Origin of the sequence: Pseudomonas sp. CCC3.1, from assembly GCF_034347405.1 — a bacterium.
In the GTDB taxonomy this organism is placed as follows: Bacteria; Pseudomonadota; Gammaproteobacteria; order Pseudomonadales; family Pseudomonadaceae; genus Aquipseudomonas.
The window spans coordinates 4,950,383-4,964,685 of record NZ_CP133778.1 but is presented as its reverse complement, the minus strand read 5'-3'; the positions used below and the strand labels follow the sequence as shown (position 1 = coordinate 4,964,685).

The window sequence follows — 14,303 nt, the reverse complement described above, 5'->3', positions numbered from 1 at the left end:
TCCTCGTCAGCGGCAGAGTATCTAAGGAGTGATGATGAAGCTTAGTTTTTGGCAATTTATAAGGAGCTACGCAATCGGTCTGGGAGCGTTCCATCTCTGGAAATTCTACCGAGGCGATCCTTGGTCAGAGGTGCTGACAAGCTACGGCATGTCGCTTGTGCTGGGCGCGCTGTTCTACGGGGGCTGGACGGCGTTTGCAACAAGGCGCGCGGGTTAAGTGCGCACGTCGGGCTGCGATCTCTTGATCCGCAGCCTCGCTCTTGTTCAAAAATCTTTTGTGATGCACACAACCCCTGTAGCAGTTGCCGAGCTTTGCGAGGCTACGTCGGGCTGCGCAGCCGTCGTGAACTCTGCGCACCGGCTCTACAGATCGCAACGATCAGCAGTCTTCCCTCAACACTCCCGTAAACACAAATCAACCCCATGTCACACAAGTCATGCAAGGCCTAGGCACGGCGTTCGCAGTGTTTGTCCTGCGCTGCATCCAGGGCCACGCGCCTCATAAAAATCACTCAACAATAAATCCACTGCCCTACACAGACTCCGGACTCGGCTGATTTCGGCCCGTTTTTTATGCCGATAACGTGCGGCGCTCTCCCACAGGAAAGCGCCATATGGCCAGTCAGAAAGGCGTCACCCAAACACTGCGGCGTATCGGCGGCGATGGCGGCCAAGGGGGTTCCTATTTCGACGACATGACCCCCGCCGAGCTCAAAGAACGCGAAGACCTGCAAACAAAGTACGAGGCCATGCTGGCGCGACAAGAGGCCTACATGGAGCGCCGTCGAGCGGATTTCGCGGCGCAGGAACGCCTTGATGCCGAGCGCCGGGGTTGCGTATTTATCAAGTCCTGCAAGCTGCCCGACGCCGTCATCAACTACAACGACCCCGCAGGCTTTGTGCCCGTTGACAGCCTGAGTGATTACGGCACCTTCGCGATTTTGGGAGCCCGCCAGGCAGACAGTTCCGGGTTAGTGCCACTGGAGCTAATCAGTGGCGCAGTCCCTGCGGGTTTGGGCAGTTTGGCTTTGGGTGGCGCCGCCACTGGCGCGACCACCACCGGAGTCGCCGCAACCACTAGCGGAGCAATGATTGCCGGCGGTTTGTTAGGTTTTCTTGCCTTGTTGTGGCCGTCTTCACTGGGCGACAGCGCGTTGTACACCGAAGAGCAACTGCGCTCACTCAAACAAGCCCGCACCCGCATGCGCTTGTACGTTGAGCCGCAGGCAGACGGTTCGCTCAAAGGGTACGGCTTCTACACCGGCTCAAAACCCGAATGGGAAATGATCGACGTCATCCAGTTCAGCCAGCGTGGCACGCAACAGGTTGCCGACTTTGGTGACGGTGTCGAATTGATCTGGACGCCAGCGATTGATCCAACAGACACCCTCGGCATTCCACCGTTAAAAGGCGCGCCCCACACCCCGCATATCTGGATCTTCCCACCGACCAAAAACGCCGACGCGATCATCGTCAACCCGATCTACCCGCCGGACTACAAGGACTTCATTCTTGTGTTCCCTGCTGATTCGGGGGTGTTGCCGCTTTATATTGTTTTGAATGTGCCGGGGCCAAGGTTGGATTATCACCAAGCGCCCAAGTATCTCCCCGGCTTTTCTGATGCAATCTCGGCGACGAAAAAAACATCTGTTAAAGGTGGAGGGAAGCTTAGACACCGTTGGAAAACATCGAAAGGATTCATTCTAGAGTGGGATTATCAACATGGAGCCATCGAGATGTATGACAAAAGAGGCAAGCACCTTGGCGAGTTTAATCACGTAACAGGCGAACAGAATAAACCTTCAGACCCAGCCAGGAGAATTGAGCCATGATTCATACAGTTTCTGCATTTGATAAAACGACAGAGCTTATGGTGTTTGAAATTGAGATTCCGCAGCAAAACCACCCAAAACTCAAAGCAATCATGGGGTGGACAGAGCCTGAGGATGAAATATTCGGATATGACCTAAATTCTGAACAAATTCAGCTACTTGAAGAACTACTCGATCATAGAATTTATGATCAGCGCTATGTTTTTCAGCTCAGCAGTTATGCCTAGTTATTGGCGGTTCACGCCCCTAGGAAAGGTATTGGATCGCACTATTTTGAGTGCAGCTCTTTGCTGCACGGCGAGGAAAGTTATGGTGGTTACACTGGCGTGGACAAACGAGCCTAGCATCAGGGTCGCCAGATGATCCGGTCGATTGCTGCGCGTCCAAGCCGCTATAAAAAGCACGGAAAAAAGAGTTTGATCGGGCGGATGCTCCGCAAGGTTGAAAAAATCAGCGAGTACTTCAGACCTTCCTTAGGCGAGTTTAATCCCCTGGCGAACAAACTAAACCTGCTGATAAGACCCAGAGGATAGAATCATGAACTTTTTAGTTATGGGATTCGAGAAAGGCAAAGACGCACTTATTTACGAGCACGAAATAAGTTTGCCTGTTCAAGACTTAATGCGTGTTATGCGCTGGAACAACAGCGCGGATTGTATTGGCGCAGACTTTTTTATTTCGCCCGCTCAAGCTGAGGAAATATCGAATCTGGCATTAAATATCTTTCCTGCCGACCTGGATCTTTATCTAAGCAGTTGTGAATAATCAGAGGTTGTCACTCCAGGCTCCTGGCTCCAGCGCCTAACAGTAAGTCAACAAGAGTGGAGTCGAAGCTGGCTCTTCTTAGTGTTGAAGCCTGCAGCGGCGCAGCAAATGGGCCCTGAAAAAATAGAAATATCAAAAAATATCTGTTAGGTGAGTGATGGGATTAACAGTCGAGCTTTCGTGGTATGACAAGAAAACGGAATTTATTGTTGAAGACGAAACGTCCGAAGATTTTGGTAATGATGCCACTATCGTTGAGGCGCTAAGCCTTTCAATAAAAGATGATGTCAATAACGGTTGCTTTGATGTGGGGCGTGAATGGCTCGCAACGTTGCAGCCTTTGTTTGTGCACCGCATAGACTTAAATGAATTCGACTACCAAGTTTCATTTAACTATAAACGTTAGTGCTTGATGAAACGCCGGGTAGGGCGGCATGTTGTTTACTTCAAGCCTGCCAAAAATGGACGTATCACCCCTAAATAAACGAGAGGTAAAAATGGAGTTGCGACTAACAGGTTTTTTGCCGGAGCCGGACCCGGATGATTCTTTGAAATTTAAGCGGGCCCTAGGGGGAGACCTTGAGGTTGACGCACTTGGGATTATGGATTGGGAAACGTTAGAGGAAGCAGGCGGGTGGGAGACTGAGGTAACACCCGACCAAGCAATACTGTTCGCGAAGCTTTTAGGCGAGCCCCAAATAGTGGATTTGACGCTATTTATTGGGTGTGTCGCTTGACCTGATACGACGCCACATACAGGTCAGAGTCGCCATCTTCTATCTTCTCGATTTCGGCTTGTTCGTGCAGGTGCTCGTAATATTAAAAATATCTGTGAGGCTGCACGTGGGTCTTAGCGTTGAGCTTGATTGGTTTGATAAGGAAACAGAATACGGTGTGGGGGAGGAGTGCTCTATTGACTTTGGGGAAGATGGCACAGTTATGGATAAGTTGGGAATCACGGCCGCACATAATGTAAACAACGGAGGATTTGATGTTAAGCGTGAGTGGCTTGTTGATTTGCAGCCATTGTTCCAACATTCGATTGATATGGGTCTTTATGATTATCAGGTTTCTTTCATATATCGAGATCAATGATTTTTAGTGTGGAGATGCAGCGACTACATTTAGGCGAGTTCAATCATCTGACTGGAACTCAGAATAAGTCGGTCGATCCGATAAGGACGATTGAACCATGAGGCATGTACTGGTGGGTGTGGCTCGAAATGAGGATGTTGCGTCCTTCTAACAAGAGTTGGAACTATCGATTTCAGATCTCACATTGATCATGGGTTGGAATAAAGATGACGATTGTCTTTATGGCTATTTACTGACGTCGTAACAAATATCAGAACTGGAGAGATATTGTTCTTTTGAACTTCCGAGAAACTTTGATCTTTATCTGACGTGTTACCACATGGAGTAAGCCGGTAACAGGCGCTGATAAAACCAGCGCCTGCCACACACCTCAGTAACTGATCGACAAAATACTCGCCTGATACGACGCCACAAACAGGTCGAAATCGCCTTGTTCAACCTTTTCCGTCTCGGCTTGTTCGAGCAGTGATTGCTTGGCTTTTGCTTCGAACGCGGCCTGGTCTTCGATGCTCAGCGGTTCGCTGCGGAAGAACTCGGCGTGGGCCTGGCTCTGGCGCATCGAGAACTGGGCGAAGCTTTCTTTGTGTTCGATCATGCTGGCCAGGACTTTGGCTGATGGGGTCAGCGAGACGTCCTGGACCTTGGCGAATTGTTCGTCCAGCGCTTTGCTGTGGGCATCGCTGCCGTGGCTTTGGTCGAGCAGTGCCGCCAGGGGGGCGATTTTTTCCAGCAGTTCTGCCGCCCATTCCTTCAGATCGACCGCTTGGCCATTGCGCTGCAATTGCAGGCCCGGGCGGCGACCTTCCTTGACCACGCTCAGGAAGTTGGACGTGCAATGACCGCATTCGCTGTTCTCAAACTGCGGGCTGTCTTGCAGCGCGCAATACAGCAGGAAAGCGTCCAGGAAGCGGGCTTCCGGCAGGTCGATGCCGATCGGCAGGAATGGGTTGATGTCGAGCAAGCGCACTTCAACGTACTGCACGCCACGCGAGACCAATGCCTGGATCGGGCGTTCGCCGGTGTAGGTCACGCGCTTGGGTCGGATGTTGGAGTAGTACTCGTTTTCGATTTGCAGAATGTTGGTGTTCAGTTGCACCCATTCGCCATCTTTGTGCGTGCCGATTTCAACATACGGCGCGTACGGTGTGGCCACGGCCTTGCGCAGGCTGTCGGTGTAGCTGTCGAGGTTGTTGTAGCACGGCGTAAGACCGGCCTGGGCGTTGCTCTGGTAACCCAGGTCGCTCATGCGCAGGCTGGTGGCATACGGCAGGTAGAGCGTGTCGGCGTCCAGTTGCTCCAACTGGTGCGAACGGCCACGCAAGAAGCCAGCATCCAGCGCAGGCGAAGCGCCGAACAGGTACATCAGCAACCAGCTGTAGCGGCGGAAGTTACGAATCAGCGCGATGTAGGCATCTGATTGGTAGTCGCGGTCGGTGCCGACAAAGCCTTCAGCTTGCTTGAGCACAGGCCACAGGGCTTCGGGCAGGGAAAAGTTGTAGTGGATCCCGGCGATGCACTGCATGGTCTTGCCGTAACGCAGGGCCAGGCCTTTGCGGTACACGTACTTGAGCTGGCCGATGTTGGAGGTGCCGTAATAGGCAATCGGGATGTCTTCTTCGGCCGGCAACGGGCACGGCATCGAAGGGCTCCACAGGTACTCGTTGCCGAGTTTGCTGTAGGCAAAACGATGAATCTTGTCGAGGCTGGCCAGCGTGTCCGCAGGGTCGGGCAGGGCCGGGGTAATAAACTCCAGCAGCGACTCGGAATAGTCGGTGGTGATTTGGTCGTTGGTCAGGGCCGAACCCAGCTCTTCGGGGTGCGGTGTCTGCGCCAGGCGTGCATCGCCCGTGACGCGCAGGCATTCGCGCTCGATACCGTGCAGGCACTGCTCGAGCAGAGTGAGGTTGGCGCGCTCGCCGAGCAGAGCCAGGCGGCGGTTGAGAAGTTCGCTCAAGTTGGATTCCTTCACGCGTCAGTCGCCCCAATATGGGGGTGGTCAGGACGGTCTACAAGGGTGAAGTTGAAACTGGCGTGGTCGCCTGGCTTTATCGGTATTGCTGGGCTTCGTCCCTGTTTCGGTTTTTGGCGCTCCAAGCGCATTTCGGCACTGCGTGCGCAGTGCCGAAATTAACTCAAATGACCTGATGACCGCTACAGGAGAGCGAACGTGCCTTGCGCTTTTGCGACCAGTTTGTCGCCTTGCATCACGTCAGCTTCGACCACAAACGTGCGTCGGCCCGGGTGAATGACCTTGGCGATGCACAGCACTTCGCCTTCCGACACCGATCTCAGGTAGTTGATTTTGCACTCGATGGTCACGCTTTGTCGGTCAAAACCATGGGTGCCGGAGCAGGCCAGGCCCATGGTGATGTCCACCAGGCTGAATAAAACCCCGCCGTGCATTTTGCCGCCGCGATTGCGCAGGTGCGGTTCCAGGCTAAGCGCAACGCGCGCTTTGCCGTCTTCCACAGACTGCACACGGCAGCCAATCAAGTTGCTGAAGGCACTTTCGGCCAAGCCGTCGGGGATTGTCATTAGCGTTTCTTCAACTGTTTAGCGTTGGCAAACAACGACGCCATCGCGTTGTTGCTCGGCGCGGCGGCAACGGTTTCTTTGCGTGGCGCGGTGTTTTGCTGGCGTGGGGCTGAACCTGGGCGTGCGCCGCGAGCACCGTCGATTTTCTCGCCGGGGGTGTCGCTCATGCGCATCGACAAGCCAACGCGTTTGCGCGGGATGTCGATTTCCATGACTTTGACTTTGACCACGTCACCTGCTTTCACCGCTTCACGCGGGTCTTTGATGAACTTCTCGGACAATGCCGAGATGTGCACCAGACCGTCCTGATGCACACCGATGTCGATGAAGGCACCGAAGTTGGTCACGTTGGTGACGACACCTTCGAGGATCATGCCCAGTTGCAGGTCTTTGAGGTCTTCGACGCCTTCCTGGAACTCGGCGGTCTTGAACTCTGGACGCGGGTCACGGCCTGGTTTTTCGAGCTCTTGCAGAATGTCAGTGACGGTCGGCAGGCCGAAGGTTTCGTCGGTGAACTTCTTGGGATCCAGACGCTTGAGGAAGCCAGCGTCGCCGATCAGCGAGCGAATGTCGCGCTCGGTGTCCGAGGCAATACGTTTCACCAGCGGGTAGGCTTCAGGGTGAACGGCCGAGGCGTCGAGCGGGTTGTCGCCGTTCATCACGCGCAAGAAACCGGCGGCCTGTTCGAAGGTTTTTTCGCCCAGACGGCTGACTTTTTTCAGCGCAGCACGGGTTTTGAACGCACCGTTTTCATCGCGATGGCTCACGATGTTTTGCGCCAAGGTGGCATTGAGGCCGGAGATGCGGGCCAGCAGCGCCACCGAAGCGGTGTTTACGTCCACGCCCACGGCGTTTACGCAGTCTTCCACTACGGCGTCCAGACCGCGTGCCAGTTTGAGCTGGGACACGTCGTGCTGGTATTGGCCGACGCCAATCGACTTGGGATCGATTTTTACCAGCTCGGCCAGTGGATCTTGCAGGCGGCGGGCAATCGACACGGCGCCACGGATCGACACGTCGAGGTCCGGGAATTCCTTCGCGGCCAGTTCAGAGGCCGAGTACACCGAAGCGCCCGCCTCGGAGACCATCACTTTGGTGACTTTCAGCGCTGGGTATTTTTTGATCAGGTCAATCACCAGCTTGTCGCTTTCGCGGCTGGCGGTGCCGTTGCCGATGGCGACCAGTTCGACCGAGTGTTTGGCGCACAGGGCGGCCATTACGGCGATGGTCTGGTCCCACTTGTTGTGCGGCACGTGCGGGTACACGGTGGCGTATTCGAGCAGTTTGCCGGTGGCATCGACCACGGCGATTTTGCAGCCGGTGCGCAGGCCCGGGTCCAAGCCCAGGGTGGCGCGCGGGCCAGCAGGGGCGGCCAGCAGCAGGTCGTGCAGGTTGTGGGCGAATACGTTGATGGCTTCGGTTTCGGCCGCGTCGCGCAGTTCGCCCAGCAGGTCGGTTTCGAGGTGGGTGTAGAGCTTGACCTTCCAGGTCCAGCGCACCACTTCGCTCAGCCATTTGTCCGCCGGGCGGTTTTGATTTTCCAGGCCGAAGCGTTGGGCAATCATCATTTCGCCAGGGTGCATCGTGCCCGGCAGTTCTTCACCCACCTTGAGCGAAGAGCTGAGAATGCCTTCATTGCGGCCGCGGAAAATCGCCAGCGCGCGGTGCGACGGCATGCTTTTGAGCGGCTCGTCGTGTTCGAAATAATCGCGGAATTTGGCGCCTTCCTCCTCTTTGCCAGGGATGACCCGGGCGCTGAGGGTGGCTTCCTGCTTCAAGAAGCTGCGCAGTTTATCCAGCAGGCTGGCGTCTTCAGCGAAGCGTTCCATGAGGATGTACTTGGCGCCATCCAGAGCGGCCTTGACGTCTGCGAAGCCTTTTTCGGCGTCAACAAAACGGGCGGCTTCGGTTTCCGGGGTCAGGCTCGGGTCGTTGAACAGACCGTCAGCCAGCTCACCCAGACCGGCTTCCAGGGCGATCTGGCCCTTGGTGCGACGCTTTTGCTTGTAGGGCAGGTACAAGTCTTCGAGGCGGGTCTTGGTGTCGGCGAGTTTGATGTCGCGTGCCAACTCAGGGGTCAATTTGCCTTGCTCTTCGATGCTGGCGAGGATGCTGATGCGCCGTTCGTCGAGTTCACGCAAGTAGCGCAGGCGTTCTTCCAGATGACGTAATTGGGTGTCATCCAGGCTGCCTGTCACTTCCTTACGGTAGCGAGAGATGAAGGGTACGGTGGAGCCTTCATCCAGAAGAGCGACGGCCGCTTCGACCTGCTGCGGGCGCACGCCAAGTTCTTCGGCGATGCGGCTGTTGATGCTGTCCATAAACCACCTGACAAATTGTGATGCAGGCTCGCAGGCCCGTTCTGTAAGGCTTGCGAGGCTGGTTGAGCGGCCCGGAGGGCGCCGCTACCTGGGCCAAAAGGGCAGCCTGTTGACCCGTGAAATCAGCAAATTACGCCAGCGGTTGAAAAAATAAATGCTGGCACACTGTTTGAAAATTCGAGGTTGCCTGACACAAAAGGCGGCGCATTATAACCAGCGTTCCCGGATTCAGGGGACTGCAGGCTGCGCCCGCTATGATCTGTGTACTAGCCGCGAAGGAAAAATCTGCTAACAATGCACACGATGCGTATAAGAGCAGCTAAGCCATAATGCGCGCCGAGATCACAGGAGCATCTAATGAGCAGCATTGCACAACCGGCTGAAGGCGAAAAAATTCTCATCGTTGATGACGATCCAGGGCTGAGCAGCTTGCTGGAACGTTTCTTCGTCAGCAAGGGCTACCGCGCCCGTGCTGTGCCGAACGTCGAGCAAATGGACCGTTTGCTGGCTCGTGAGGTATTTAACCTTGTGGTACTGGACCTGATGCTGCCCGGCGAAGACGGGCTGTCTGCGTGCCGCCGCTTGCGTGCCGCAGGCAATCGGGTGCCGATCATCATGCTCACCGCCAAAGGTGACGAACTGAGCCGCATCAAGGGCCTCGAACTGGGCGCCGACGATTACCTGGCCAAACCCTTCAACCCTGATGAACTGATGGCACGCGTGCGCGCCGTGTTGCGTCGTCAGGCAGCCCCTGTGCCAGGCGCACCGGGCAGCGAAGACGAAAGCGTGACCTTTGGTGATTACGAGTTGTCATTGGCCACCCGCGAACTCAAGCGTGGTGATGAAGTGCACATGCTCACCACCGGTGAGTTTGCAGTGCTTAAAGCCCTGGTCATGCACGCCCGCGAGCCGTTGACTCGCGACAAGCTGATGAACCTGGCCCGTGGCCGTGAATGGGATGCACTGGAGCGTTCAATCGATGTTCAAATCTCCCGTCTGCGCCGCATGATCGAACCGGATCCTTCCAAGCCACGCTATATCCAGACTGTCTGGGGCGTGGGTTATGTGTTCGTGCCGGATGGCAACGCAACCAAGTGATGGGTCATTTGTAGGAGCGAGTCACGCGGTTGCCTTCGGGTCGCCCAGTGACTCGCGATCCATTTTCTTGCGGGTCTTGGTACTCGCTCCTGCAAAGTGTAAGCACCGTTTATGAAAACCCCTCTGTGGTTCCCGCAAAGTTTCTTCTCTCGCACGCTCTGGCTGGTGCTCATCGTTGTGCTGTTCTCCAAGGCACTGACGCTGGTTTATCTGTTGATGAACGAAGACATGTTGGTCGACCGACAATACAGTCACGGCGTGGGCTTGGTATTGCGCGCCTATTGGGCGGCCGATGAAGAAAACAGGGAAAAAATTGCCGATGCGGCAACGCTGACCCGCGTGGTTGGCGGTGGCGTGCCCGAAGGCGAGCAACACTGGCCTTACAGTGAGATTTACGAGCGTCAGATGCAGGCCGAGCTGGGTGCCGACACCGAAGTTCGTTTACGCATGCACTCACCTCCGGCCTTGTGGGTCCGCGCCCCGAGCCTGGGCGATGGCTGGCTGAAAGTACCGTTGTATCCACACCCGCTGCGAGGGCAGAAAATATGGAGTGTGCTGGGCTGGTTCCTGGCCATTGGTTTGTTATCTACCGCGTCTGCGTGGATTTTCGTCAGCCAGCTCAATCAGCCACTCAAGCGTCTGGTCTATGCGGCCAGGCAGTTAGGACAGGGGCGCAGCGTGCGTTTGCCGATCAGTGATACACCGAGCGAAATGACAGAGGTGTACAGCGCTTTTAACCAAATGGCTGAAGACGTGGAACAGGCAGGCCGCGAGCGTGAGTTGATGCTGGCCGGTGTGTCCCATGATTTGCGAACCCCGCTGACCCGCCTGCGTTTGTCTTTGGAGTTGATGGGCAACCACAGCGACCTGACAGACGACATGGTGCGCGACATTGAAGACATGGACGCCATTCTTGATCAGTTCCTGGCGTTTATTCGGGATGGCCGTGATGAGCCGGTCGAAGAAGTTGACCTGTGTGAATTGATCCACGAAGTTGTGGCGCCCTATAACCAGAACGAAGAGCAAGTGCGTTTGCGCCTGCAGCCGATTCAGCCATTTGCGCTGCGTCGGGTATCGATGAAACGCTTGCTCAATAACTTGATCGGCAACGCCTTGCACCATGCGGGCGATGACGTTGAAGTGGCGGCCTATGTTTCTGGAGACACCAGCGCGCCTTACGTGGTGCTGAGTGTGCTGGACCGGGGGGCGGGCATTGACCCTTCCGAGCTTGAAGACATCTTCAACCCGTTCATTCGCGGAGACCGCGCTCGCGGCGGCAAGGGGACAGGGTTGGGGCTGGCGATCGTTAAGCGCATCGCCTCCATGCACGGCGGCAATGTTGAACTGCGTAACCGTGCGGGGGGTGGTCTGGAAGCAAGAGTGCGGCTGCCGCTGGGCCTGATGTTGCCGCGCGGCGCCGTTTAGAAGCCTTCTGTAGTCGCTGCCGCAGGCTGCGATGGGTTGCGCAGCGACCCTGTTGTTGAAGGTCCTGCGGCCCTTATCGCAGCCTGCGGCAGCGACTACAAAGTCGGTTAACCCTTGCCTTTAGTCCGCGTCATGTGCGGGCTGCTGTTTTTTTCCAGATGCTGAATGATGATCCCCGCCACGTCCTTGCCCGTGGTGGTTTCGATACCCTCAAGCCCCGGCGATGAGTTGACCTCCAGCACCAGCGGGCCGTGGTTGGAGCGCAAAATATCGACCCCCGCCACGCTCAATCCCATGACTTTGGCTGCGCGAATGGCAGTCATGCGTTCTTCTGGGGTGATTTTGATCAGGCTGGCGCTGCCGCCACGATGCAGGTTTGAGCGGAATTCCCCCGGCTTGGCCTGACGCTTCATCGCTGCGATCACTTTGTCGCCCACCACGAAGCAGCGAATATCAGCACCGCCCGCTTCCTTGATGTACTCCTGCACCATGATGTTTTGCTTGAGGCCCATGAAGGCTTCGATCACCGATTCGGCCGCCGTAGCGGTTTCACACAGCACCACGCCAATGCCTTGTGTGCCTTCCAGCACCTTGATCACCAGCGGCGCGCCGTTAACCATTTCGATCAAGTCAGGAATGTCATCCGGCGAGTGCGCAAAACCGGTCACCGGCAAACCCAGCCCACGACGCGACAGCAGTTGCAGCGAGCGCAATTTGTCCCGCGAGCGGGCAATCGCCACCGATTCATTGAGCGGGAATACGCCCATCATTTCGAACTGGCGCAACACCGCACAGCCGTAAAACGTCACGGAGGCGCCAATGCGCGGGATGACCGCGTCAAAGCCTTCCAGCGGCTTGCCGCGATAGTGGATCTGCGGCTTATGACTGGCGATGTTCATATAGGCGCGCAAGGTATCGATCACTACCATTTGATGGCCTCGTTCGGTCCCGGCTTCAACCAGACGACGAGTGGAATACAGACGCGGGTTGCGCGACAGCACAGCGATCTTCATGCAGCACCTGTGACAGAGGTAGTGGTGACCGGGAACACCGGCTTGTCTTGTACATATTTCAGCCCTGGGTTAACGACCAATTGGCCGTCGACCAGTGCTTTGGAACCCAGCAACAGGCGGTAACGCATCGATTTTCGGCAGGCGAGGGTGAACTCCACAGGCCATACCCGATCCCCCAACGCCAGGCCGGTACGAATCACATAACGAACTTGCGTGTGGCCGTTAGAGCTTTTAATGGTTTTTATCGCCACCAGTGGCGCTTCACAACGGCGATGACGCAGTTGCACCAGCGTGCCCAAATGGGCATTGAAACGTACCCACTCGACACCGTCGCGCTCAAAAGGCTCGATTTCAGTGGCGTGCAAACTGGAGGTACTGGCACCGGTGTCGATTTTCGCTCGCAGGCCTGCGACTCCCAGATCGGGGAGCGCCACCCACTCGCGCAGACCGACAACGGTCAAGTGATCAAAAGTCTTCAATATAAGTAACCAGCGATTAACGTATTCAGGCCGCAGGGCAGAACCTGCAGATAAAGCCATCGACGAGTGTCGATTTGATGCTTACACACGGTGTTTACGCAGAATATCCGGTAAATGCGACAGTTTTCTACGTGTACCCTGTGCGGTGTTTTAAGCCGCAGTCTTTCAGCAGGCTGGCATTCTATCGGGGAGGTTCCTTCCTTTGCTCATCAAAAGTAGTAGTACAGTTCTGAGTATTTAATCGAAGAGGTGCTCCAATGGCGCAGAAACAAGCAGAGGACGACAAAATCCGTTTGGATAAGTGGCTATGGGCTGCACGTTTTTACAAAACCCGAGCGTTGGCCAAGGCCGCGATTGAAAGCGGCAAGGTTCACTGTCGGGGCGAGCGCTGCAAACCGAGCAAAGAGCCGCGCGTCGGCGATGAACTGCAAATCCGGGTCGGGCTAGAAGAGCGCACCGTGGCAGTCAAAGCCCTGTCAGTCGTGCGTCGCGGCGCCCCAGAAGCGCAAACGCTGTACGCCGAAACCGAACAAAGCATTGCCAAGCGTGAAAACGCGGCCGCATTACGCAAGGCCGGGGCGATGGGGATTAGCACCGATGGCAAACCGACTAAAAAGCAACGCCGCCAACTGCATCAGTTTCATGATGTGAGCGGCGTGGAGTGAGGCATTTCGGGTTTTTCACCGGCCGTATGTCGCATCTGCGGGCGCATGACTTGTAACCGCCCCTGTATGGCGCCATATACGTTCATTAGCTTGTGGCCTGTCAGCGTATTGCCAGTGCGCCGTATCAACGACCTGAACACATTCAGTAACTAATTCAGAACCTATTCTTATGTCCGATCTGCTTAAAAAAGATGCCACACAACGCTTCATGTTCGACACCAGCGATGCCCGTGGCGAGCTGGCTTCGCTGGAGCACAGCTACGCTGACGTGTTGGCCAAACATGCCTATCCACAGCCGGTCCAGCAGTTGTTGGGTGAGTTGATGGCTGCCGCTGCGCTGTTGGTGGGCAACCAGAAAATCGATGGTTTGCTGAGCCTGCAAGCCCGTTCGGAAGGCCCGGTGCCGTTGCTGATGATCGAGTGCACCAGCGAGCGTGAAATCCGCGGCCTGGCCCGTTTTGACGCTGACAAGATTGCGGCGGATGCCACATTGACTGACCTGCTGCCTGATGGTGTGTTGGCCATTACCGTTGACCCTAAGGTTGGCAAGCGCTACCAGGGCATCGTTGACCTTAACGGTGAAACCCTGGCTGATTGCTTCACCAACTACTTCGTCATGTCCGAGCAAGTGCCGACCCGTTTCTGGTTGAAGGCGGATGGCCTGCGCGCACGTGGCATGTTCTTGCAACAACTGCCTGCCGACGTCATCAAAGACGCAGACGAGCGTCTCGACAGCTGGGAAAAACTGCTGATGCTGGGCGATACGCTCAAGGCAGAAGAACTGCTGGGTCTGGACAACGAAACCATCTTGCATCGCCTGTACCACGAAGAAACAGTGCGTCTGTACGACCCTGAAGCCGTTGAGTTCAAATGCAGCTGCTCGCGTGAGCGTTCGGGTAATGCATTGACCAGTCTGGGCCATGAAGACGCGCTCAATCTAGTGACCGAGCACGGTGGTCATATAGAGATCGATTGCCAGTTCTGCAATCAGCGCTATCTCTTTGATGCGGCCGATGTTGACCAATTATTCTCCGGTGCGGGTGTTCAGTCGCCTTCAGACACTCACCACTAAAAC

General features: G+C 55.8%; 15 protein-coding genes and 1 pseudogene. 11 read left to right on the top strand and 5 right to left on the bottom strand.

Annotated features, from left to right (window positions below):
- Positions 1–614 precede the first annotated feature (614 nt).
- From RHM56_RS21635 to RHM56_RS21610, 7 genes and pseudogenes are all read left to right on the top strand, one after another.
- The gene (locus RHM56_RS21635) at positions 615–1,832 is read left to right on the top strand and encodes a colicin E3/pyocin S6 family cytotoxin (protein WP_322235933.1); all 1,218 of its coding nucleotides are present in this window, start codon (positions 615–617) and stop codon (positions 1,830–1,832) included.
- A complete protein-coding gene (locus RHM56_RS21630; protein ID WP_322235931.1) occupies positions 1,829–2,059 on the top strand; it encodes a hypothetical protein in 231 nt (76 codons plus the stop codon). The genes RHM56_RS21635 and RHM56_RS21630 overlap by 4 nt, the downstream gene beginning before the upstream one ends.
- Positions 2,060–2,107: 48 nt before the next feature.
- Positions 2,108–2,278 (top strand): annotated as a pseudogene (locus tag RHM56_RS21625) (IS5/IS1182 family transposase); the annotation flags it as partial.
- Positions 2,279–2,369: 91 nt separating this feature from the next.
- On the top strand, positions 2,370–2,597 hold the full coding sequence (locus RHM56_RS21620; RefSeq protein ID WP_322235929.1) for a hypothetical protein: 228 nt from the start codon (positions 2,370–2,372) through the stop codon (positions 2,595–2,597).
- A 157-nt stretch (positions 2,598–2,754) separates the two neighbouring features.
- A complete protein-coding gene (locus RHM56_RS21615; protein WP_322235927.1) occupies positions 2,755–3,003 on the top strand; it encodes a colicin E3-like toxin immunity protein in 249 nt (82 codons plus the stop codon).
- 28 nt (positions 3,004–3,031) lie between these two features.
- On the top strand, positions 3,032–3,334 hold the full coding sequence (locus RHM56_RS26020) for a pyocin S6 family toxin immunity protein (RefSeq protein WP_416194869.1): 303 nt from the start codon (positions 3,032–3,034) through the stop codon (positions 3,332–3,334).
- Between the two features lie 106 nt (positions 3,335–3,440).
- A complete protein-coding gene (locus RHM56_RS21610) occupies positions 3,441–3,692 on the top strand; it encodes a colicin E3-like toxin immunity protein (RefSeq protein WP_322235925.1) in 252 nt (83 codons plus the stop codon).
- Positions 3,693–4,062: 370 nt separating this feature from the next.
- Here RHM56_RS21610 and gshA read toward each other — a convergent pair whose 3' ends face one another.
- From gshA to RHM56_RS21595, 3 genes are all read right to left on the bottom strand, one after another.
- Positions 4,063–5,646: a glutamate--cysteine ligase gene (gshA, locus tag RHM56_RS21605; RefSeq protein WP_322235923.1), complete on the bottom strand. Its 1,584-nt coding sequence runs from the start codon at positions 5,644–5,646 to the stop codon at positions 4,063–4,065.
- A gap of 197 nt (positions 5,647–5,843) precedes the next feature.
- Complete coding sequence (locus RHM56_RS21600; protein WP_322235921.1) at positions 5,844–6,227, bottom strand: PaaI family thioesterase; 384 nt, start codon at positions 6,225–6,227, stop codon at positions 5,844–5,846.
- Positions 6,227–8,548, bottom strand: coding sequence for a Tex family protein (locus tag RHM56_RS21595; protein ID WP_322235920.1), 2,322 nt, complete (start codon positions 8,546–8,548; stop codon positions 6,227–6,229). Before RHM56_RS21595 ends, RHM56_RS21600 begins: the two co-directional genes overlap by 1 nt.
- A gap of 357 nt (positions 8,549–8,905) precedes the next feature.
- Between RHM56_RS21595 and ompR the strand changes: the two genes are divergently transcribed.
- Positions 8,906–9,646 carry a two-component system response regulator OmpR gene (ompR, locus tag RHM56_RS21590; RefSeq protein WP_019412239.1) on the top strand — a complete coding sequence of 247 codons (741 nt, stop codon included), beginning with the start codon at positions 8,906–8,908 and terminating at the stop codon, positions 9,644–9,646.
- Positions 9,647–9,757: 111 nt separating this feature from the next.
- Positions 9,758–11,071, top strand: a complete 1,314-nt coding sequence (locus RHM56_RS21585; RefSeq protein ID WP_322235918.1) for an ATP-binding protein — start codon at positions 9,758–9,760, stop codon at positions 11,069–11,071.
- 107 nt (positions 11,072–11,178) lie between these two features.
- On the opposite strand, the gene rimK is transcribed toward RHM56_RS21585, so the two are convergent.
- Positions 11,179–12,084, bottom strand: coding sequence for a 30S ribosomal protein S6--L-glutamate ligase (gene rimK / locus RHM56_RS21580; RefSeq protein ID WP_019412241.1), 906 nt, complete (start codon positions 12,082–12,084; stop codon positions 11,179–11,181).
- On the bottom strand, positions 12,081–12,563 hold the full coding sequence (locus RHM56_RS21575) for an ATP-dependent zinc protease (protein ID WP_026014396.1): 483 nt from the start codon (positions 12,561–12,563) through the stop codon (positions 12,081–12,083). The genes rimK and RHM56_RS21575 overlap by 4 nt, the downstream gene beginning before the upstream one ends.
- Positions 12,564–12,820: 257 nt before the next feature.
- Between RHM56_RS21575 and RHM56_RS21570 the strand changes: the two genes are divergently transcribed.
- Complete coding sequence (locus RHM56_RS21570; RefSeq protein WP_322235915.1) at positions 12,821–13,228, top strand: RNA-binding S4 domain-containing protein; 408 nt, start codon at positions 12,821–12,823, stop codon at positions 13,226–13,228.
- Between the two features lie 169 nt (positions 13,229–13,397).
- On the top strand, positions 13,398–14,300 hold the full coding sequence (gene hslO, locus RHM56_RS21565; RefSeq protein ID WP_322235913.1) for an Hsp33 family molecular chaperone HslO: 903 nt from the start codon (positions 13,398–13,400) through the stop codon (positions 14,298–14,300).
- The last annotated feature ends 3 nt before the right edge of the window (positions 14,301–14,303 follow it).

Excerpts from the sequence above, each read along its gene's own strand:
- RHM56_RS21630 (WP_322235931.1), top strand. The coding sequence starts at position 1,829 with ATGATTCATACAGTTTCTGCATTTGATAAAACGACAGAGCTTATGGTG.
- RHM56_RS21570 (WP_322235915.1), top strand. The coding sequence starts at position 12,821 with ATGGCGCAGAAACAAGCAGAGGACGACAAAATCCGTTTGGATAAGTGG.
- RHM56_RS21615 (WP_322235927.1), top strand. The coding sequence starts at position 2,755 with ATGGGATTAACAGTCGAGCTTTCGTGGTATGACAAGAAAACGGAATTT.
- RHM56_RS26020 (WP_416194869.1), top strand. The coding sequence starts at position 3,032 with ATGTTGTTTACTTCAAGCCTGCCAAAAATGGACGTATCACCCCTAAAT.
- hslO (WP_322235913.1), top strand. The coding sequence starts at position 13,398 with ATGTCCGATCTGCTTAAAAAAGATGCCACACAACGCTTCATGTTCGAC.
- RHM56_RS21585 (WP_322235918.1), top strand. The coding sequence starts at position 9,758 with ATGAAAACCCCTCTGTGGTTCCCGCAAAGTTTCTTCTCTCGCACGCTC.
- rimK (WP_019412241.1), bottom strand. The coding sequence starts at position 12,084 with ATGAAGATCGCTGTGCTGTCGCGCAACCCGCGTCTGTATTCCACTCGT.
- RHM56_RS21635 (WP_322235933.1), top strand. The coding sequence starts at position 615 with ATGGCCAGTCAGAAAGGCGTCACCCAAACACTGCGGCGTATCGGCGGC.
- RHM56_RS21600 (WP_322235921.1), bottom strand. The coding sequence starts at position 6,227 with ATGACAATCCCCGACGGCTTGGCCGAAAGTGCCTTCAGCAACTTGATT.
- RHM56_RS21620 (WP_322235929.1), top strand. The coding sequence starts at position 2,370 with ATGAACTTTTTAGTTATGGGATTCGAGAAAGGCAAAGACGCACTTATT.
- RHM56_RS21595 (WP_322235920.1), bottom strand. The coding sequence starts at position 8,548 with ATGGACAGCATCAACAGCCGCATCGCCGAAGAACTTGGCGTGCGCCCG.
- ompR (WP_019412239.1), top strand. The coding sequence starts at position 8,906 with ATGAGCAGCATTGCACAACCGGCTGAAGGCGAAAAAATTCTCATCGTT.